Origin of the sequence: Amycolatopsis sp. lyj-109 (assembly GCF_046548995.1) — a bacterium.
Classification (GTDB): Bacteria; Actinomycetota; Actinomycetes; order Mycobacteriales; family Pseudonocardiaceae; genus Amycolatopsis.
This window is the reverse complement of sequence record NZ_JAJPWR010000005.1, coordinates 130,394-149,197: the sequence shown is the minus strand read 5'-3', so window position 1 is coordinate 149,197 and position 18,804 is coordinate 130,394. Positions and strand designations below refer to the sequence as shown.

At 70.6% G+C, this 18,804-nt stretch carries 21 protein-coding genes; 7 read left to right on the top strand and 14 right to left on the bottom strand.

The genetic code is table 11. The annotated features are described in order from the left end of the window. Nucleotides 1-13: 13 nt before the first annotated feature. The 3 genes from ACLJQF_RS12765 to ACLJQF_RS12755 are packed head-to-tail and all read right to left on the bottom strand — an operon-like array spanning nt 14 to nt 2,689. A complete protein-coding gene (locus ACLJQF_RS12765) occupies nt 14-946 on the bottom strand; it encodes an asparaginase (protein ID WP_410608498.1) in 933 nt (310 codons plus the stop codon). Then, on the bottom strand, nt 943-1,506 hold the full coding sequence (locus ACLJQF_RS12760) for an aerial mycelium formation protein (protein ID WP_176174146.1): 564 nt from the start codon (nt 1,504-1,506) through the stop codon (nt 943-945). Before ACLJQF_RS12760 ends, ACLJQF_RS12765 begins: the two co-directional genes overlap by 4 nt. 49 nt (nt 1,507-1,555) lie before the next feature. Further along, complete coding sequence (locus ACLJQF_RS12755; protein WP_410608497.1) at nt 1,556-2,689, bottom strand: YgfZ/GcvT domain-containing protein; 1,134 nt, start codon at nt 2,687-2,689, stop codon at nt 1,556-1,558. 31 nt (nt 2,690-2,720) lie between these two features. Between ACLJQF_RS12755 and ACLJQF_RS12750 the strand changes: the two genes are divergently transcribed. Continuing rightward, nucleotides 2,721-3,569, top strand: a complete 849-nt coding sequence (locus ACLJQF_RS12750) for an aminodeoxychorismate lyase (protein WP_410608496.1) — start codon at nt 2,721-2,723, stop codon at nt 3,567-3,569. Here ACLJQF_RS12750 and ACLJQF_RS12745 read toward each other — a convergent pair. The 9 genes from ACLJQF_RS12745 to ACLJQF_RS12705 form a co-directional block, all read right to left on the bottom strand. Beyond that, nucleotides 3,548-3,973, bottom strand: a complete 426-nt coding sequence (locus tag ACLJQF_RS12745) for a hypothetical protein (RefSeq protein ID WP_410608495.1) — start codon at nt 3,971-3,973, stop codon at nt 3,548-3,550. The genes ACLJQF_RS12750 and ACLJQF_RS12745 overlap by 22 nt on opposite strands. A 98-nt stretch (nt 3,974-4,071) precedes the next feature. After that, on the bottom strand, nt 4,072-4,917 hold the full coding sequence (locus ACLJQF_RS12740; protein WP_410608493.1) for a biotin-dependent carboxyltransferase family protein: 846 nt from the start codon (nt 4,915-4,917) through the stop codon (nt 4,072-4,074). Then, on the bottom strand, nt 4,914-5,510 hold the full coding sequence (locus ACLJQF_RS12735; RefSeq protein ID WP_410608492.1) for a 5-oxoprolinase subunit B family protein: 597 nt from the start codon (nt 5,508-5,510) through the stop codon (nt 4,914-4,916). The genes ACLJQF_RS12740 and ACLJQF_RS12735 overlap by 4 nt, the downstream gene beginning before the upstream one ends. A gap of 4 nt (nt 5,511-5,514) precedes the next feature. Then, nucleotides 5,515-6,129 (bottom strand): FABP family protein, encoded by a 615-nt coding sequence (locus ACLJQF_RS12730; protein WP_410608491.1) that lies wholly within the window; start codon nt 6,127-6,129, stop codon nt 5,515-5,517. A 249-nt stretch (nt 6,130-6,378) separates the two neighbouring features. Then, nucleotides 6,379-6,690, bottom strand: coding sequence for a DUF1416 domain-containing protein (locus ACLJQF_RS12725; protein WP_014467851.1), 312 nt, complete (start codon nt 6,688-6,690; stop codon nt 6,379-6,381). After that, complete coding sequence (locus tag ACLJQF_RS12720) at nt 6,690-7,526, bottom strand: sulfurtransferase (protein ID WP_410608489.1); 837 nt, start codon at nt 7,524-7,526, stop codon at nt 6,690-6,692. Before ACLJQF_RS12720 ends, ACLJQF_RS12725 begins: the two co-directional genes overlap by 1 nt. Before the next feature lie 29 nt (nt 7,527-7,555). Continuing rightward, the gene (locus ACLJQF_RS12715) at nt 7,556-7,990 is read right to left on the bottom strand and encodes a DUF4395 domain-containing protein (RefSeq protein WP_410608487.1); all 435 of its coding nucleotides are present in this window, start codon (nt 7,988-7,990) and stop codon (nt 7,556-7,558) included. 265 nt (nt 7,991-8,255) lie between these two features. Beyond that, a complete protein-coding gene (locus tag ACLJQF_RS12710) occupies nt 8,256-8,687 on the bottom strand; it encodes a TlpA family protein disulfide reductase (RefSeq protein WP_410608485.1) in 432 nt (143 codons plus the stop codon). Between the two features lie 11 nt (nt 8,688-8,698). After that, on the bottom strand, nt 8,699-9,598 hold the full coding sequence (locus ACLJQF_RS12705; protein ID WP_410608483.1) for a DUF2993 domain-containing protein: 900 nt from the start codon (nt 9,596-9,598) through the stop codon (nt 8,699-8,701). Between the two features lie 152 nt (nt 9,599-9,750). Here ACLJQF_RS12705 and ACLJQF_RS12700 point away from each other — a divergent pair, with 152 nt between their 5' ends. From ACLJQF_RS12700 to pstB, 6 genes are all read left to right on the top strand, one after another. Beyond that, the gene (locus tag ACLJQF_RS12700) at nt 9,751-10,509 is read left to right on the top strand and encodes a winged-helix domain-containing protein (protein ID WP_410608482.1); all 759 of its coding nucleotides are present in this window, start codon (nt 9,751-9,753) and stop codon (nt 10,507-10,509) included. Nucleotides 10,510-10,579: 70 nt separating this feature from the next. Further along, the gene (gene mshD, locus ACLJQF_RS12695; RefSeq protein WP_410608480.1) at nt 10,580-11,485 is read left to right on the top strand and encodes a mycothiol synthase; all 906 of its coding nucleotides are present in this window, start codon (nt 10,580-10,582) and stop codon (nt 11,483-11,485) included. A 228-nt stretch (nt 11,486-11,713) separates the two neighbouring features. Further along, nucleotides 11,714-12,844, top strand: a complete 1,131-nt coding sequence (pstS, locus tag ACLJQF_RS12690) for a phosphate ABC transporter substrate-binding protein PstS (RefSeq protein ID WP_410609014.1) — start codon at nt 11,714-11,716, stop codon at nt 12,842-12,844. A gap of 195 nt (nt 12,845-13,039) precedes the next feature. Then, complete coding sequence (pstC, locus tag ACLJQF_RS12685) at nt 13,040-13,960, top strand: phosphate ABC transporter permease subunit PstC (RefSeq protein WP_410609013.1); 921 nt, start codon at nt 13,040-13,042, stop codon at nt 13,958-13,960. Nucleotides 13,961-13,962: 2 nt separating this feature from the next. Continuing rightward, nucleotides 13,963-14,880 (top strand): phosphate ABC transporter permease PstA, encoded by a 918-nt coding sequence (pstA, locus tag ACLJQF_RS12680; RefSeq protein WP_410608478.1) that lies wholly within the window; start codon nt 13,963-13,965, stop codon nt 14,878-14,880. Between the two features lie 10 nt (nt 14,881-14,890). Then, nucleotides 14,891-15,667, top strand: coding sequence for a phosphate ABC transporter ATP-binding protein PstB (gene pstB, locus ACLJQF_RS12675; protein ID WP_410608476.1), 777 nt, complete (start codon nt 14,891-14,893; stop codon nt 15,665-15,667). Between the two features lie 60 nt (nt 15,668-15,727). Here pstB and phoU read toward each other — a convergent pair whose 3' ends face one another. Both phoU and ACLJQF_RS12665 read right to left on the bottom strand, forming a co-directional pair. Continuing rightward, nucleotides 15,728-16,393, bottom strand: a complete 666-nt coding sequence (gene phoU, locus ACLJQF_RS12670) for a phosphate signaling complex protein PhoU (protein ID WP_410608474.1) — start codon at nt 16,391-16,393, stop codon at nt 15,728-15,730. An 82-nt stretch (nt 16,394-16,475) separates the two neighbouring features. Next, nucleotides 16,476-17,906 (bottom strand): LCP family protein, encoded by a 1,431-nt coding sequence (locus ACLJQF_RS12665; protein WP_410609011.1) that lies wholly within the window; start codon nt 17,904-17,906, stop codon nt 16,476-16,478. Between the last annotated feature and the right edge of the window lie 898 nt (nt 17,907-18,804).

Below are 18,804 nucleotides of genomic sequence, written 5' to 3'. Positions count from 1 at the left end.
CGGGCCCGCGGTGTCAGCGCAGCTCCGGCACCCGGATCTCCCCGACCGGACGCCCGCCGCCCGCCACCACCGGCCGGGCCAGCTCCTCGAGCCCGGACACGTCCGTCCCGAGGTACCGCAAGGCCTCCACCGCCAGCGGCGCACAAGCCCGCTTGGCGCCGTCGTCCATCTTCATCGCCACCGCGAACCCGTCCGGCAGTGCGAACGCCTGGACGCCCTCCGCACCGGCCTTCGCGATCAGACCCTCCACACCGGACATCAGCGCCGTGTCCTCGCGGCCCGTCCCCGCGACCAGCCACGGGTGCGCCCGCATCGCCGACGCCACCTCCGAGGCGGGACCCGAGGCAGCGGACGCCACCCGGCCGAACGCGCGCGCCAATCCCGTCAGGGAGAACGCGAACAGCGGCGCACCGCACCCGTCGACACCCGTGTGGGCGATCGGCGCACCGGTCAGCTCCGAAACGGCCTCCGCGATCGCCTGCTGCAGGGGATGGTCCGGCGCTTCGTACCCCGAAACCGGCCAGCCCGCCCGGACGCACGTCGTCAGCATCGCCGTGTGCTTGCCCGAACAGTTCATCATCACCCGCCGCGGCTCGGCCGCGTCGCGCATGCTCGGGACGTGCAGCGGGAAGTCCGGCGGGCACGCCAGGTCGTCCTCGTGCAGGCCGGCCGCCTCCAGCAGCTCCAGCACCCGCTTCACGTGCCCCGGCTCGCCCGAATGGGACGCGCACGCCAGCGCCAGGTCCTCGCCCGTGAAGTCCAGGCCCGCGCGCAGCATCCCCACCGCCTGCAGCGGCTTGTTCGACGAGCGCGGGAAGACCGGTGAGACCACGTCGCCGAGGGCCAGGCGGGCCTCGCCTTCCGGGCCGGTGATCACCAGCGCACCCCGGTGGACGCTTTCGACGAAATCGGAACGGACGACTTCGGCGAGCACGGGGTTGGTCACTCGCCGCGGCCGCCTTCGTTCTCCAGCAGCTCGTCCACTGTGGCCGATCCCTGCTGGTAGCGCTGGGCGATCTCCGCGTTGAGCGTGTCCATCACGCCTTGGACCTCGCGGCGGAACGACGACACCGACAGCTCTTCGCGCGCGTAGGTGTCCAAAGCGGAGGCCAGCTTTTCGTCCGACAGGGACCCGACGTCGGTCAGGTCCGTGTCGCCGATCAGGGCCTCGGCGTGCCTCCGGTGCTCGCCGGCGCGGGACGGTTCCAGCTGCTGGTGACGCCCGGAACCCGCCGCCGGGCCCAGTGCGTTGTCGGCCAGGATCGTCGCCAGCTGGTCGACGATGCTCGCTTCGCCGCCGGAGCTGCGCCGGGCCTGCTCCGCGCGCACGATGTCGATCCGGGCGTGCAGGAGACGGCGCAGGTAGGACAGGTCGGTCTCTTCCTGCGCGGCTTCGTCGCGACGCTCGCGCAGCACGTTCAGCGGCAGTTCACCCAGGCCGCTGAGGTACCCCGGGCCGAGCACGCGGTCGATCCGCCGCCTGCCGCCGGGCCGCACTTCGATCACAGCGCAGTTTATCCCGGTTGAGCGTGATCTCGCTGTCAGGGGCTTTCGATCAGCCACGAAGTTGCGCTGCCGCCGCACGCCCGGGCGCCGGTTGTTCCGCGGGGACCGAGTCGGGGTCGATCGCCGCCTGGACGAGGTTGTCCTCCGACCCCGCCAGCAGCTCCGCGCCCACCGGTGTCGACCGCTTGACCAGCGCCAACGCGATCGGGCCGAGCTCGTGGTGCTGGATCACCGTGCCGATCCGGCCGACCGTCCGCCCGTCCAGGAGCACCGGGTCGCCGGTTTCCGGGGTGACCTCGGGCGAACCGTCGAGGTGCAGCAGCAGAAGATTTCGGGGCGGACGTCCCACGTTGTGGACTTTCGACACCGTCTCTTGGCCGCGGTAGCAGCCCTTCGCGACGTGCGCGGCCGAGCCGACCCAGCCCACCTCGTGCGGGATCGTGCGGTCGTCGGTGTCGACGCCCAGCCGCGGCCGCACCGACTCGACGCGCAGCGCGTCGAACACCCAGCTGCCCGCCGCGCGGGCGCCGGCGTCGGTCAGCCGCTTCCACCAGTCCGCCAGCGAGGCGCGGGGCACCGCCAGGTCGACGCTCGACCGGCCGGGCCACGGCATCCGCCGCGCGAAGCCAGCGTGTCCTTCCAGCGCCGCCACCGCGTACGGCTCCGGGCCGACCTCGGCGCCGGCCGCGCTCAGCACGCGCTCGGCGTCCGGGCCGAGCACGGTGAGCAGTGCGAGCTCGCCGGCCGCGTCCCGGATGTCCACCTTGGACCAGAACTTCATCGCTTCGAGGTACTCGCGCAGCGTCTGGGGGCCGCCCTTGGGCAGCGCGCTCGTCACGCTCGTGCCTGGGTCGGTGTCGAGGTACACCGTGCCGTCGAGGTGCGCCAGCACCATGTGCGTCTCGACGCGGCCCTGGCTGTCGAGGACCAGCGCCTCGGTGCCGGAGCCCTCGGCCAGCTCGGTCACGTGCTGGGAGATCACGAGGTGCAGCCACGACAGCCGTTCTTCGCCGCTCACGGCGAGGAACTCGCGGTGCGACCGGTCGATCACGACCGCGCTGCGCGAGGCCGTGCGCTGCTCCGCGAAGGGGTCTCCCCAATGCCAGGGGACGCCGGCTTCGGGGTGGTCGTCAGGCGAGGGGATCGATCCGGGCACGTCCAGCAGCGGCGAGCGGTACGGCATACCGCCCAGCCTAGGTGAGTACCGTGTCGGCATGCGCGTGCTCGTCTTCCTCGACGGAACTCCGGCCGATCCCGACGTGGCCCAGATCAAGGTCGACGACCTCGGGCTGCAGCGCGGCGACGGCGTCTTCGAGACGATCCTCGTCGTCGACGGCAAGCCCCGGGAGCTGCGGCCGCACCTCGAACGGCTGGCCCGCTCGGCGGCCATGCTCGACCTGCCGGAGCCCGACCTCGCGGCTTGGGAGCGGGCCGTTTCGCTGGTGCTCGAAAGGTGGGCCGGCGGGGCGGAAATGGTGCTGAAACTGGTGTACACGCGGGGATCCGACGGCGACCCGGCCGCGGTGCCGACCGGCTTCGCGCTGGGCTCGGAGGTCGCCCCGGCGATCCTCAAGGCTCGTGCCGAAGGCGTTGCCGCGATCACCCTCGAACGCGGTTTCCCGCCGGATCTCGCCGAGCGCGCGCCGTGGCTGCTGCTCGGCGCGAAGCCCTTGTCGTACGCGATGAACATGGCCGCCGTGCGGGAGGCGGGCCGCCGTGGGGCCGGAGATGTGATTTTCACCGCGGCCGACGGATCGGTGTTCGAAGGCCCGACGTCGACCGTCGTGCTCGCGAAGGGCCGGACGCTCTACACACCGCCGTCGAGCATCGGGATCCTGCCGGGCACCACCCAGGCGGCGCTGTTCCGCGGCGCCGAGAAGGCGGGCTGGGCGGTCAAGGTGGAGCCGCTGACCGTGCGCGACCTCGTCGAGGGCGACGGCGTGTTCATGGCCTCCAGCGTCCGCAAGCTGACCCGGGTGCACACCCTCGACGGCGAGCGGCTGCCCGATTCCGCAGCGGTGTACGCCGAGCTCGTCGCGGCCTACGAAGGCGAATACGCCTGACCCTGGCTGATCCGGACGACGGCGGGGGCGACCTCTTCGGCGCGGTAGGCGGCGATCTTGTGGTGGCCGTCGATGATCAGCTCGCGCTCGCCGTCGGCCAGCACCACCGCGACCGGCCGGTGCCCGGTGCGGATGGCGGTCCGGTAGTAGCCGACGCGGGCCTCGTCCGACGGTGGCCAGGTGTCGGTCGGGGTGAGCTGCTGGTCCTCCGGCAGCCGTTCCGGGCCGCTCACCCGGTAGTTGCCGTCGACGAGCAGGTCGAGGACCGGCCCGAGCGTGGTGGCCAGCGGACGCCGCAGCTGCCCGGTGGCCAGCGCGATCCGCAGCGACTGCGGCAGCTCCGCCCGCGCCCGCGTGTTCACGTCGAGGAAACCCGTGCCACCGCTGATCGTCACCTGTTCCACGCTTATGAGGACGGGTGAAAGCGCAACAAGGTTCCAGCCTCAACCCGGACGGGTGCACTGCGTGACCCGGGTCTCACCCGCGCGGCGGTACGCCTTGCTCAGGAAGGCCGGAACCGGATTCGGGTACCCGGCCGAGCCTGCGCGAGCGCGCTCAGCGCGGCCGCTTTCACCACCGCGGCGACGGGATAGCCGCCGGTGGTCGGGTGGTCGGCGAGGAACACCACCGGCAGCCCGCTCGGCGGCACCTGGATCGCGCCGGTGACGACGCCCTCGCTGGGCAGCTCGCCGTCGACGGCCCGCCGCAGCGGCGTCCCGTCGAGGCGCAGGCCGACGCGGTTGGATTCGGCGGTGACCGTCCACCCCGCCGAGAGGCCGCCGGCCGGGTCGTCGAACCAGTCGTCGCGCGGCCCGAGCGTCACCGGCACCAGCAGCTCGTCCGGCGCCCGCACGGGGACGACGACGTCCGCGCCGGCGGGAACCCCGGGCTCGCCGAGCGGCAGGACGTCCCCGGCGCGCAACGGCGGCGGGCCGATGCCGGACAGGACGTCGCGGGATCGGCTGCCCAGCACCGGCTCCACCGCGATGCCACCGGAGACGGCCAGGTAGCAGCGCAGGCCCGTCCGAGGCGTGCCCAGCGTCAGCGTCTGGCCCGCGCGGACCGGCAGTGGTGTGTGGGAGCCGGCCGGACGGCCGTCGACCCGGACGTCGACGGCCGGGCCGGTGACCGCCGCCGTCACCGTGGCCGTGAAGCGCACGGAGAGGCCGCCGAGCAGGGCCTCGACGCCGGCGGCGTGCTCGGGGTTGCCGACGAGCCGGTTCGCCAGCCGCAGCGACGCCGTGTCGAGGGCTCCCGAAGGCGCGACCCCCAGGTGGGCGTACCCGGGCCGGCCCAGGTCCTCGACAAGCGCGTACCGCCCGGGGTCGAGCACCTCCAGGCTCCTCACCGGACGCTCCGGAAGCGGACGCGGTCCCCCGGCGCGAACAACGCGGGCGGGTCCGCGTGGGGGTCGAACAGCGTCGCCGAGGTGTGCCCGAGCAGCCGCCAGCCGCCCGGCGACTCGCGCGGGTAGACGCCGGTGAACTCGCCGGCGAGCCCGACCGACCCGGCCGGGACGCGGGTCCGCGGCGACTCCAGGCGAGGCTGCCGGAGCTGCGGGGGAAGCCCGGTCAGGTAGCCGAAGCCGGGGGCGAACCCGGTGAACGCCACGGTGTAGGCGGCCTGGGTGTGCAGCTCGACGACGGCGTCGGGCGAGACGCCGGCGTCGGCGGCGATCAGGGCCAGGTCCTCGCCGTCGTAGCGGACGTCGAGGGTCACTTCGCGGGGCTCGTCCGACGGCGGGTGCGCGAGATCGGCGTCTTCGAGCAGGGCTCGCACCGCCGCGACCCCGCCGACGACGAGCAGGCTGCGCGCGCCCGGCACGAGGTCGGCGACCCCGGGCGGGCGCGCGGCCAGCACGGTCGCGTGGGCGGCCCGCATCTGGTCGAGCGAGTCGCAGTCGAGCAGGGCGGCGTCCTCGCCGCACCGCCGCCAGCGCACGGCGTCAGCCGACGACGCGGTGCAGCAGCGCCGAGGTGTGCGGCTGCATCTCCTGGCCCATCATCGCCCGCTCCTCGACGTAGCCGAGGGAGCCTTCGATCAGGCCGTACAGGCGCTGGGCCGCGGTGACGTCCTTGGCCGTGGCCGTGCGGATCACCGCGTCGGTGCCGAGCTCCCAGGACGTCTGGTTGCGCGGCTTGCCGTAGTACAGCTCGAGGATGCCGGTGTTGTGGGTGAGCTGCAGCTCGATCGTGTCGTCTTCCTGCGGCCGCCAGAACCCGGACTCGCGGGCGGCGGGGCGGATGACGTTGCCGTCGTCGTCGAGCAGCCACGCGCGGGCCTCGTGGATCAGGAACGGACGGCCGTCGTGGGCGATCGTGAGCTGCTGCGCGAACTTGCGCGGGCCGTCGATGGTCGGGTAGTCGACCTCGCCTTCACCGCGCCAGACGCCGACGAGCGGCAGCAGCGCGAGGCAGGCGTCGTTGAGGTTCGGCCCCTCGCGCAGGTTCGCGGTGTCGTTGGGGATGGGCAGGTCGTCCCACAGCGGGAGGTTGCGGGCGCGGGTGCTCTCCGCGCGCCTCTCCGCTGCCACGATGGCTTCGTCGCCGCTTGCGGTCATGGGTCAGCGCTGGTCCGCGTACAGCCGGTAGACGACGTACACGGCGAACCAGGTGATCGCGATGCCGGCGAGGACCAGCAGAGTCGTAAAGAAGGCTTCCACGCCCCGCAGAATAGTCCGCCCGGTTCCGGACAGCCCGGCGCAGGGTCGCCGCGGTGAGCACAGTCACCGCTTCGGGTCCCTGAACGCCGTGAAGGCCACCTTCAGGAACTTTAAGTTCCTCAAGGTGGCCTTCACGAACCACGAAACTCAGGCGACCGAGATGGCCAGCTGGTGTACGCCGGGGCCCTCGGCCGTGACCGAGGCTTCGCCGTTGCCGGAGCGGTGCAGCGCACGCACCGTCCACTCGCCCGGCGCCGCGTAGAAGCGGAAGTCGCCGTCGGCCGACGAGACGACCTCGCCGGTGAAGTCGCCGCCGCCGTCCAGCAGCCGGACGAACGCGCCGCCGACCGGCCCGTTCGCGCCGGTCACCTTGCCGGCGAGCACGACCTGCCCGCGCGTGTCGTAGTCCGCGGGCGTGGCCTCCTGGACCGGTGCGCCGCAGCTGTCGTCAACCGCCATCACTTGGCTCCCAACTCGACCGGCACGCCGACGAGCGAGCCGTATTCCGTCCATGAACCGTCGTAGTTCTTCACGTCCTCGTAGCCCAGCAGCTCGTGGAGCGCGAACCACGCGATCGAGGAACGCTCGCCGATGCGGCAGTAGGCGATGGTGCCCTTGCCCTCGTCGATGCCCTCGTCCTGGTACAGCTCCTTGATCTCTTCCTCGGTCTTGAAGGTGCCGTCTTCGTTGGCGACCTTCGCCCACGGCACGTTCAGCGCGCCGGGGATGTGCCCGGGAACCTGGGACTGCTCCTGCGGCAGGTGCGCCGGGGCGAGCAGCTTGCCGGAGAACTCGTCGGGCGAACGCACGTCGACGAAGTTCTTCGACCCGATCGACTGGACGACCTCGTCGCGGAACGCGCGCAGCGAGAGGTCCTGGTCCTGTGCCTGGTAGTCGGTGCCGGCGCGCTTGACCTCGTCGGAGTTCAGCTCGCGGCCGTCGAGCTCCCACTTCTTGCGGCCGCCGTCGAGCAGCTTGACGTTCTCGTGGCCGTACAGCTTGAAGTACCAGTACGCGTACGCGGCGAACCAGTTGTTGTTGCCGCCGTAGAGGACCACGAGGTCGTCGTTGGAGATGCCCTTTTCCGAGAGGAGCTTCTCGAAGCCCTCCTTGGAGACGAAGTCGCGGCGCACCCCGTCCTGCAGGTCGTTCCGCCAGTCGAACTTCACCGCGCCCCGGATGTGGCCTCCGTCGTAGGCGGTGGTGTCCTCGTCGACCTCGGCGAACACGACGCCGGGGGTGTCCAGGTTCTCCTCGGCCCACTGGGTGGTGACCAGGACGTCTTCACGGCTCATGGGACAGAACTCTCTTTCTGGGTTGTTCTTCAGGACGACGCGCGGGCGGGGCTGAAGCGTTTGATGAGCAAGTACATTTCGCAGCCGAGGCAGAAGTCGAAGGCCGCGTTGAGGAAGGCCGCGAACAGCGCGAAAGCCGTCGCGACGATGCCGAGCGGGGTGATTCCGACGGCGAAGCCGATCGTGCCGACCAGGGCGAACACGAACCCGACGGCCTGGGCGAACCGCAGCGGTGCCGCGTCCTCCCGCTCGTCGGTCGGGCCGAGGCGCGGGGCCACCAGTGCGCGGTAGACGATCGAGTACGGCGCCTGCTTCAGGCCGACGAACGCGCCGATGGCGAACACGACGGTCTGGACGGCGAGCAGCGGCCACCACTCGGTGACCAGCACGACCGCGAGCACGATCGTGGTCAGGATGGCGGCGAACCGCGGGCCTCGCGGGTCGACGGCCGGTCCGGCGGGCATGGATCCTCCAGCTGGGCGGAAAGGGTGCGTGCGAACGGCACGCGTCAGCGGCATCAGGGCTGGTGGGGACCGGATCGGACGGTTCAGTGCCGGTCGGACTGAACGCGACACAGGCTGCTGTGGACGCGGCAGAGGTCGACTGCGCGTCGCTGCGTCAAGAAGGTGGTCAGCCTGGTCACGGGTGCGAGGGTACCCAGAGCTCCCTCAGGGTGGGAACCACGTTCATTCCTTGGGACGATTCCCGGATTTCGGGAGAAATCCCTGCTCAGACTGTCCGACTGGTGAGATGCGGCCGCAGGGCGGCCAGCAGCTCGGGTCCCTTGGGGACGCCGCCGACGCGCAGCAGCTCCCGGCCGTCCGGGGTCAGCGCGATCGTGGTCGGCGTCCGCAGCACGGACAGCGACTGCGCGACCTCCGGCTGGTCCGTGACGTCGAGCTCGACGTGGTGCAGGCCGGCCGTCCGCTCGGCCAGCGGCGCGAGCACGGCCTTCGCGTGCCGGCAGGGCGCGCAGAAGGTGGTGGAGATCTGGACCAGCGTCACCGCGGACGCCGGGTCGAGCACGTCGGTGACGGGGGCGGGCAGCCCGCGAGCGGCGGCGGGCCTGGCGGCCCGGACCCGGCCGTTGCGGGCCTTCAGCAGCGCGCCGACGGCCCCGGCGGCCACCAGCGTCGCCACGAGCACCCACAGCCCCGTCACCGCACCGCTCCCTACTTGCTCAGGTCCGCGAAGGACACGTTCGCCGCCTTGCCCTTGATCGTCACCGATCCGCTCTGCACCCGCACGCCGGTCGGGGTGACCGACAGCGGCAGGTCCTTCGTGCTGATCGACGCGTTGAAGTTCGGCATCAGCGCCTTCTGGACCGCCGCGGGGACCACGGTGGTCTCCTGGTCGTTCCCGAACTGCAGCCGCTTGGGGAGGAAGTTGATCGTTCCCTTGGCGGCGTCGGCCTCGATCATCGCGAAACAGAAGATTTCCAGATCCTTGCCCGCGAACTGAAGGTGTCCCGAAATGCGGACACCAGTGCTCGACTCGTCCTGGTCGGGCTGGCCCTCGGTGGTCTTCGTCGGGGTCGGCGTGGGCTCGCTCTGCCCGGCGTCGCCGTTTTCGACGTACTCGCGGGTCGACGGCTCGATCCGCAGGTCCTTGATCTTGTCCAGCGGCGCGAGGCGGGCCAGGTCGGCGGCCTTGATGGTGACCGAGCCGGTCAGCTCGCCGATGGTGATCGCCTTCGTGTTGCCCGAGGAGATGTCGGACAGCGGCGCCGTGACGTTCTCCAGTTCGGCGTTGACCGCGACGTCCTGGAGCTTGCCCGCGACCGGGACGCCGGCGGCGGACACGCTGATGTGACTGTAGTCACCGCCCAGCGCCTGCGTGAGGAACGGGAAGCCGTGGATCGTCACCGACGGGTCGTCGCTCAGCTGCAACTGGGTGCGTGCCTTCTGCGAGATCATGTGCTCGGCGTACGCGGCAGCCCCGAAATCGGCGCCGACCAGCAGCAAAACCAACACCACGAGAGCGATCACCCAGCGCCGGGCCCGGCGGCCGCGGCGCCGGGCGTCGGGCGTCGGTCCGGGTCGGTCGTCCCGGGTCACGGGCCTGCTCACCATCGCGTCCGTACTCCTGTTCGTCGGGGGCACCCGGATTCCTCCAGGTGTGATCGATCCAGCAAGGGTTAGGTGCCCGGCCGTTCAGCCGCTATTCTCACTTAGCACCGACCACTGCCGCTGTGCGGCGACAACTCGAGAAGGCGGTGCGGCTGATGAGCCTGGACCTTCTGGTACTGACTGCGGAGGCCGACGCCACCTCGGTGCTTCCCGCTCTGGACCTGCTGCCGCACACCGTACGCGTCCGCGCTCCCGAGGTGACGGCCCTGCTCGACGCGGGCCACCGTGACGTGATCCTCCTGGACGCCCGCAGCGATCTGGCCTCGGCGAAGAGCCTCTGCCGCCTGCTCAAGGGCACCGGCGAGGACGAGGCGGCCACCCCGATTATCGCGGTCGTCGGCGAAGGCGGCCTGGTGGCGGTCAGCGCCGAGTGGCGCACGGACGACATCCTGCTGCCGACCGCGGGCCCGGCCGAGGTCGACGCCCGGCTGCGGCTGGTGACGACCCGCGACGGCGGTTCCGCGCAGGTCGACGCCGAGCTGCGGGTCGGCGAGCTGGTGATCGACGAGGCGACCTACACCGCGCGGCTGCGCAAGCGCACCCTCGAGCTCACCTACAAGGAGTTCGAGCTGCTCAAGTACCTCGCGCAGCACGCGGGCCGGGTGTTCACCCGCGCCCAGCTGCTACAGGAGGTCTGGGGCTACGACTTCTTCGGCGGCACCCGCACGGTCGACGTGCACGTCCGGCGGCTGCGCGCCAAGCTCGGCCCCGAGCACGAGCAGATGATCGGCACCGTGCGCAACGTCGGTTACAAGTTCGAGCGGCCGGCCAAGAGCGGCGGCGGCCCGCGGCCGGGTGTGCCCGCGCAGGCCACTGCCGAGGCCCCGGCCGACACCCCAGAACTCGCTCACTGATCCCCCTTCCGCACCCGGAAGACGTCCCGCACAGCCGTCGCGTTGCGTCCGGCACGGGTACGGTCGCAGGGTGAGCGGAGACGGCGAGTGGCGCCAGGAACTGGACGACCGGCAGTTCGAGGACGTGCGGCGGCTGCTGCTGGCCGTGCGCGAAGCGGACGGGCGCCCCGAGGTCGAACCCGAGGGCCCGCTGCCCGGTGCGTTCGACGGCGGTGAGCACCTCGTCGCCTGCGTCGAGGACGAGGTCGTCGCGTACGCGCACCTCGACACCACCGGCGACTCCTTCGACCACCAGGTCGCCGAACTGTTCGTGCACCCCGCCCACCGCAACCGCGGCTACGGCGCGAAGCTGCTCCAGGCGCTCGACGAGCGGGCCGCGGTCGGCTTCCGCGTCTGGGCGCACGGCGACCACCCAGGGGCGCAGCGCCTGGCCAGGAAGACCGGTCTGGAGCGCAAGCGCGAGCTGCTGATCCTGCACGTCGACGTCGAAGGCTCGGACTGGCCGGAGCCGGTGCTGCGCGACGGCGTCTCGCTGCGCACGTTCGTGCCGGGGCAGGACGAGGACGCCGTCGTCCGGGTCAACGCGCGGGCCTTCGACTGGCACCCCGAGCAGGGCGCCCTGACCGCCGACGACGTCCGCGCCGACGAGCGGCGGGCGTGGTTCGACGCCGACGGCTTCTTCCTCGCGGAGGAAAACGACACAGTCATCGGCTTCCACTGGACGAAGGTGCACGAGCCGACGCCCGGCCGGTTCGGTGGCGAGCGCGTCGGCGAGGTGTACGTCGTCGGCGTCGACCCGGCCGCGCAGGGCGGCGGGCTCGGCCGGGCGCTCACGCTCGCCGGGCTGCGGTACCTCGCGGGCCGCGGGTTGCGGCAGATCATCCTGTATGTCGAAGGCGACAACGCGCCGGCGTTGGCGGTCTACACCAAGCTCGGGTTCGCGCGTCACGAAACCGACGTCCAGTACGGTCGGTGACCACGGTCGACGCGGCGCGAGCACGTCGTCACTGACGGCATACACGCAGGTCACGACCCGGACACGGCGACCTCTCGGGCGAGTAGCACTGCTCACATCCGGGGGTCTGTTCACTTTGCGTTCATTTGTTCACGGCCACCCGTCCATCAGCGCTGCCTAATGTCCGGTTCCGGCACGGCGACCACCGCCGCGGCCGAACCGGTGAAGCTCCTGATGGAGGAAACAGCAGTGAAGATCATGCGGCCCCTGAGCGCGGTCGGCATCGTGGCGAGCGCCGCTCTCGTGCTCGCCGCCTGTGGCACTGACCCCGCGGCGTCCAACAGCAGCAGCTCGAACTCGGCTTCGGCGCCCGCTGCGACCGGCACCGCCGATGTGGAGTGCGGTGGCAAGAGCCCGCTCTCCGCCGAAGGCTCGTCGGCCCAGAAGAACGCCATCGACATCTTCACGCAGCAGTACAGCAAGAAGTGCTCGGGCCAGCAGGTCAACTACAACCCCAGCGGTTCGGGCGCCGGCGTCAAGCAGTTCAACGCCAACCAGATCGACTTCGGCGGCTCGGACTCCCCGATCAAGGACGCCGACGCCGCGGCCGCCAAGGCCCGCTGCGCCAGCGACGCCTGGAACATCCCGCTCGTGGTCGGCCCGATCGCGGTCGCCTACAAGCTGTCCGGCGTGGACAAGCTGGTGCTGACCCCGTCGGTGACCGCCAAGATCTTCAGCGGCGCCGTCACCAAGTGGAACGACCCGGCCATCAAGGCGGTCAAGGGCAACGAGAGCCTGAACCTGCCGGACAAGGCGATCCAGGTCGTCTCCCGCGCCGATGAGTCGGGCACCACCGACAACTTCCAGAAGTACCTGGGCGCGGCCGCGAAGGCGGACTGGACCAAGGGGGCCGGCAAGAAGTTCAACGGCGGTGTCGGCAACGGCGCGCAGGGCTCCAACGGTGTCGCGACCGCGGTGAAGGCCTCCGACGGCGGCATCACCTACGTCGAGGGCGCGTTCGCCAAGGACGGCCTGACCCCGGCCCTGATCGACAGCGGCTCCGGCGGTGTCGAGCTCACCTCGGCGAACGTGGCCAAGTCCCTGGACGCGGCGAAGTTCCTCAAGGACGGCTCGAACGACCTCGCGCTCGACCTCAACGGCATCTACGCCAGCAACACCCCGGGTGCCTACCCGCTGCTGCTGACGACCTACGAGATCGTCTGCTCGAAGTACGCGAACCCGGATGTCGCGAAGGCCGTCAAGGCGTTCCTGACGGTGGCCGCGACCGCCGGCCAGGAGCCGCTGTCCGCGAAGGGCTACGTGCCGATCCCGCAGTCGCTGCAGACCAAGGTCCTGGCCGCGGTCAAGGCGATCTCCTGACCGGTTGCGACAGTTCACTGAAGTGATAGAGGCTGGACACACCTGTCGATGAGCGAGTCATCCTCGACGCGAACGCCCACCGGCGACCCCGGTGGGCGTTCGTCGTCCGCCACGAAGCCCCCGGAGGATCCGATTTCGGAGCAACCAGGCTCCCCGGCGGCCCCCGCGCCGCCCGCGAGCGAGAAACCGAAGAAGGTGCGGCCCGGTGACCGTATCTTCCAGAACCTGACCACCGGGGCCGGGATCTTCGTCGTCGGGCTGATCGGCCTGATCGGGGTCTTCCTGCTCATCCAGGCGATCCCGGCGCTGAAGGCCGACAAGGCCAACTTCCTGACCAACCACGGCTGGTCGACCGGTGACCCCGCGAACATGTCGTTCGGCATCCTCGACCTGCTCGAGGTCACGGTGGCGACGTCGCTCGTGGCGCTGATCATCGCGATGCCGGTTTCGCTGGGCATCGCGCTGTTCCTGACGCAGTACGCGCCGAGGCGGCTCGCGCGGCCGTTCGGGTACATCATCGACCTGCTCGCCGCAGTGCCGTCGATCATCTTCGGCCTCTGGGGCATCCTGGTCTTCGCCCCGGCGATCGAGCCGTTCTCGCAGTGGATCAACGACACGTTCTCGTGGTTCCCGCTGCTGGCGCCCGGCAACGTCGCACCCAGCGTGCGCGGCACGATCTTCACCGCCGGCATCGTGCTGGCCGTGATGATCCTGCCGATCATCACGTCGCTCTCGCGCGAGGTCTTCGAGCGGACGCCGACGCCGCACATCGAGGGCGCGCTGGCGCTCGGCGCCACCCGCTGGGAGGTCATCCGGACCACGGTGCTGCCGTTCGGCAAGGCCGGCTACGTGGGCGCGTCCATGCTGGGCCTCGGCCGCGCGCTCGGCGAGACGATCGCGCTGGCCGTCATCCTGCTCATCCCGCAGGGCAAGAACTTCGACTGGAGCCTCTTCGACGGTGGCGCCACCTTCGCGTCGAAGATCGCCGCGAACTACAGCGAGTTCAACAACGAGATCTCGGCGGGCGCGTACATCGCGGCCGGCCTGGTGCTGTTCGTGCTCACCTTCCTCGTCAACTTCGCCGCGCGCTCCATCATCGGCAAGAAGGGGGACTGAGGATGTCCACCTCCACACTCGAAGCGCCCGCATCGACTCCGGCTTTCCAGCAGGTCAGCCTGGGGCGCAAGGTCAAGAACGGCGTCGCCACCACGCTGGTCTGGCTGTCGTTCCTGATCGCCGTCGTCCCGCTGGTGTGGGTGCTCTACACCGTGGTCGCGAACGGCATCAAGCGCATCCCGTACAGCAACTGGTGGTCGCAGGACCTGGGCAACTACCTGTCCGACGAGGTCGGCGGCGGTGTCCTGCACGCGATCATCGGGAGCTTGCTGCAGGGCCTCGTCTGCGCGGTCATCGCGGTGCCGATCGGCATGCTCGTCGCGATCTACCTCGTCGAGTACGGCCGCGGCAAGCTGGCCAAGGCCACCACGTTCATGGTCGACATCCTCTCCGGTGTCCCCTCGATCGTCGCCGCGCTGTTCATCTACGCGCTCTGGATCACCACGTTCGGCCTGCCGCGCAGCGGTTTCGCCGTGTCGCTGGCCCTGGTGCTGCTGATGATCCCGGTGGTCGTCCGCTCGTCGGAGGAGATGCTGCGGATCGTCCCGGACGACCTGCGCGAGGCGTCCTACGCGCTGGGCGTGCCGAAGTGGAAGACGATCATGAAGATCGTCCTGCCGACGGCGATGTCCGGCATCATCGGCGGCATCATGATGGCGCTGGCCCGCGTGATGGGCGAAACCGCGCCACTGCTGGTCCTCGTCGGCTACTCCGCCTACACGAACTGGGACATCTTCAAGGGCGAGCAGGCAGCACTGCCGCTGCTGATGAACAACGAGCGTGTCACCAACTCGATGGATCCCGGCTCGGTCGGCTTCGACCGGATCTGGGGCGCGGCCCTGACCCTGGTGCTCATCATCGCGCTGATCAACCTCCTCGCCACCGTGTTCGCGCGCCTCGTCGCCCCGAAGAAGAAGTGAGCTGTTCCTGATGGCCAAACGACTCGATGTCAAGGACGTCGACATCTACTACGGCAAGTTCCACGCCGTGGACGGTGTCACCCTTTCCGTGCCGCCGCGCAACGTCACCGCGTTCATCGGCCCGTCCGGCTGCGGCAAGTCGACGGTGCTGCGCACGCTCAACCGCATGCACGAGGTCATCCCCGGCGCCCGCGTCGAGGGCGACGTCCTGCTGGACGGCGAGAACATCTACGCGTCGGCGGTCGACCCGGTCCAGGTGCGCCGCACGATCGGCATGGTGTTCCAGCGACCCAACCCGTTCCCGACGATGTCCATTCGCGACAACGTCGTGGCGGGCCTGAAGCTGAGCGGCACCAAGGGAAAGAAGACCCTCGACGACATCGCCGAGCGCGCCCTGCGCGGCGCGAACCTGTGGAACGAGGTCAAGGACCGCCTGAACAAGCCGGGCGGTGGGCTCTCGGGCGGTCAGCAGCAGCGGCTGTGCATCGCCCGCGCGATCGCGGTCCAGCCGGACGTGCTGCTGATGGACGAGCCCTGCTCGGCCCTGGACCCGATCTCGACGCTCGCGATCGAGGACCTGATCGGGGAGCTGAAGAAGGACTACACGATCGTCATCGTCACGCACAACATGCAGCAGGCGGCCCGGGTTTCCGACCAGACGGCGTTCTTCAACCTCGCCGGCGTCGGCCAGCCGGGCCGGCTCGTGGAACTCAACGACACGGAGAAGATCTTCTCCAACCCGGACGAAAAGGCCACGGAAGACTACATTTCCGGCCGGTTCGGCTGAGTCCTCAGTGGAATGCGAAAAGCCCCCGGCCGCGGCCGGGGGCTTTTTCGTTGGTACGGCTCAGATGTCTTCGTTGGAACCGTAGCCCGGCATCTTGCCGGTGACCACGAAGATCATCCGCTTCGCGACCGACACGGCGTGGTCGGCATAGCGCTCGTAGAAGCGGCCCAGCAGCGTCACGTCGACCGCCGCGGCCACGCCGTACGGCCATTCGCGGTCCATGATGACGGTGAAGAGGTGGCGGTGGATGTCGTCCACCTGGTCGTCGTCGGACTCGAGCGTCTTCGCCGCTTCGACGTCCTTCGTCTTGATGACCAGTTCGGTCTGGCGGGCCAGCTTGACCGCGACCTCACCCATCTCGGCGAAGTACGGCCGCACGGTCTCCGGCAGCACCGGCTCGGGGTGACGGCGCCGCGCGGCCTTCGCCACGTGCAGCGCCAGGTCGCCCATCCGCTCCAGGCTTTCGGCGGCGTGGATCGCCGCGAGCACCGTGCGCAGGTCGGTCGCCACCGGCGCCTGCAGGGCCAGCAGCGCGTACGCCTGCTCCTCGCACTGGGCGCGGGCGTCGTCGACCTTGGTATCGTCGCTGATCACCTGCTCGGCGAGACTCAGATCGGCCTCCAGCAGTGCCCGCGTGGCCCGCTCCATCGCTTCGGCGACCTGGACCGACATCGCGGCCAGGTGGTCGGCGAGCTGTTCGAGTTCGACATGGTAAGCCTCACGCATGGCCCAACCCTACGGCCAACGATGGCCAAATACCGCATCGCCGGGTGAACCGCACGTGAACCCGGCCTAACGATCCTCGCGATCAGCCGTTGCTGGTGCTCTTGCGGGTGGTGGTCGACTTCGAACTGCCGCTGCTCTTCGACTTCGACGTGCTGGTCGGCGGTGCCTGCTCGCTGACCGGGACCGGCGCGTTCGGGTCGGGCAGCGGGGTGTTGTTGCGCAGCGCGTCGAAGAGGGTCTTCGTCTTGCTGACGACGAGAACCTCGTTGCCGCGGTTGTTGGCCATGCCGACCGTCGGGACGGTGAGGAAGGTGATCCTCGACGGGTCCAGGCCCTTCATCGACTGCGCCAGCGTCATCATCTGCTTGACGCCGAGGTTGTCGCCGAAGGTCGCCTTCGCGAAGGCGTTGATGAAGTCGCTGAGCTTGCCGGGGTCGAGCACGACGTCCGAGGACATGACCTTCTTCAGCAGCGCACCGATGAACTCCTGCTGCCGCTTGATCCGGCCGTAGTCGGAGGTCGGGTCGCCCTTGACGTGCCGCGCGCGCACGAAGTTCAGCGCCTGGTCGCCGGAGATCGTGACGTCGCCGGTCTGCAGCAGCACCTTGCCGAGGATGCTGTCGTCGATCGGGATCTCGTTGTGGATGGTGACGCCGTGCACCGCGTCGACCATCTCCTTGAAGCCGTTGAAGTCGATGCCGACGAAGTGGTTGATCCGCAGCCCGGTGATCTGCTGGATCACCTTGGTGACGCACGCCGGCCCGCCGACCGCGTAGGCGGTGTTGAGCTTGGCGAACTTGGCGCCCTTGTAGACGTCGTTGGTGGTCTTGTTCTGCGCCGGGTCCCACTTCTGGCAGTCCGGGCGGTTGATCTCGAGGTCACGCGGGAAGGACGTGACGACGACCCGCTTCCGGTCGGCCGGGATGTGCGCCACCATCACGGTGTCGCTCCGGGCGCCGGGAGTGCTGTCGGCGGTGCCGACGCCTTCCTCGGCGGACGCGCCGTCGCGGGTGTCGGAGCCGACCATCAGGAAGTTCTCGTCGTTGGCCTGCGCCTCGGCGTCCTGGATGTCGGCGGAGTTCTCGTCGAGCGCGGCGACCTGGGTGAACTTGGCGTCGAAGTAGGTCTGGGCGCCCCAGGCACCCCCGATCCCGAGGAAGACCAGCCCGGCCACGACGGCGGCGGCGATCCGCCCGAACCGCGCCGACCGCTCGAGCTTCCGCTGCTTCTTTTCCTGCAGCAGGCTCAGTTCGGCTTCGGCGGGGGCCCCTTCCGCCGAGGGGGCGGTGGTGACGACGCGCTGCAGGGCGGTGCGGGTGCTCTCGATCAGGGAGGTGGGCGAAAGCCGTTCACGGCGTTCCCGCCGGATGGCCTCTTCGGCTTCCATCTCGTCGTGGGCGGCCGAGAACCGGGCGAGGGTGTGATCGATCTTGCGGCGGTACTGGGTCGCCTCGTCGATCGCTTCCATCTCGTCGGTCATGGTCAGCGGATCGAGCGCGGCCCGCGGCGGCACCGCGGCGGAGAGGGACCCTTCGGAGCCGGCGGCGCGCTGAGTTGCGGCGGCGGCTGCGGCGGTTCGGCGGGGTACGGGGCTTTCCGCGGTTCGGCGAGGTGCCGGGCCGTCCGCGGCGGGGCGCGGAGGTGCGGCCGCGTCGGCGGCGGCGGCGGTTCGGCGAGATGCCGGGCCGTCCGCGGCGGCGCGCTGAGGTGCGGCCGCGTCGGCCGGCGCCGAGGGACGGCGGCCTGCCGGAGCGTCGCCCGCGGCTCGCTGGGCCGCGGCACCTTCGGCGGCGGTTCGGCGGGGTGCCGGGCTGTCCGGGGTCGGTCGCTGGGGGGCGCGCCGGAGCTGCGCGTCTTCGGCCAGGGGCGCGTCCGCCGGGCGGCGCGGGCGCCTGGGCGGCGGCTGCGCGGCCGACGTCTGCTGGGGAGCCGGCGGGCGCCGCTGGAGCGGGGCTTCCGGCACCGGAGCCGCGGCCGTCGTGCGGCGGGGCCGAGGGGGGCGCGATTGACGAGTGGCGTCCGTGGGTACTGGGTCTTCGGCGGGCCCCTGGGCCGGCCTCGGGACACGCGGCTGCGACGGCCGCGGCGGGGCCGGTGGTTCCGTCGCGCGGACTCGGTGTCCCGGCTGGTCGGGGCGGTCCTGCTGCTCGCGGGGCGGCACCGGGCGGGCACCGGTGGTCCTGGCGACGACGTCGGAGACGCTGATCCCGCCCTGGTCCTCCATCGACCGGCGCCGTCCGGGCCGGGGCCGCGCGGGACCGTCGAGGCGGCGACCGGTTCCCGGGCTGTCGAGCTCGTCCGGCACTCGGTCTCCTTTCGCGATCGAAGGGTTGCTTCGAATTGGCCGTCTTCCCCTGCAGGAGGTGATCGTTCCCCCGGCGGTTTTCGTTATCGTACGGATACCCCCCGTT

Bases quoted from the DNA above. Each gene is read 5' to 3' on its own strand.
- ACLJQF_RS12705 (WP_410608483.1), bottom strand. From the start codon at position 9,598: ATGGTGAGCAGGCCCGTGACCCGGGACGACCGACCCGGACCGACGCCC.
- ACLJQF_RS12720 (WP_410608489.1), bottom strand. From the start codon at position 7,526: ATGAGCCGTGAAGACGTCCTGGTCACCACCCAGTGGGCCGAGGAGAAC.
- ACLJQF_RS12750 (WP_410608496.1), top strand. From the start codon at position 2,721: ATGCGCGTGCTCGTCTTCCTCGACGGAACTCCGGCCGATCCCGACGTG.
- ACLJQF_RS12730 (WP_410608491.1), bottom strand. From the start codon at position 6,129: ATGACCGCAAGCGGCGACGAAGCCATCGTGGCAGCGGAGAGGCGCGCG.
- ACLJQF_RS12715 (WP_410608487.1), bottom strand. From the start codon at position 7,990: ATGCCCGCCGGACCGGCCGTCGACCCGCGAGGCCCGCGGTTCGCCGCC.
- ACLJQF_RS12755 (WP_410608497.1), bottom strand. From the start codon at position 2,689: ATGCCGTACCGCTCGCCGCTGCTGGACGTGCCCGGATCGATCCCCTCG.
- phoU (WP_410608474.1), bottom strand. From the start codon at position 16,393: ATGCGTGAGGCTTACCATGTCGAACTCGAACAGCTCGCCGACCACCTG.
- ACLJQF_RS12700 (WP_410608482.1), top strand. From the start codon at position 9,751: ATGAGCCTGGACCTTCTGGTACTGACTGCGGAGGCCGACGCCACCTCG.
- pstB (WP_410608476.1), top strand. From the start codon at position 14,891: ATGGCCAAACGACTCGATGTCAAGGACGTCGACATCTACTACGGCAAG.
- ACLJQF_RS12725 (WP_014467851.1), bottom strand. From the start codon at position 6,690: ATGGCGGTTGACGACAGCTGCGGCGCACCGGTCCAGGAGGCCACGCCC.
- pstA (WP_410608478.1), top strand. From the start codon at position 13,963: ATGTCCACCTCCACACTCGAAGCGCCCGCATCGACTCCGGCTTTCCAG.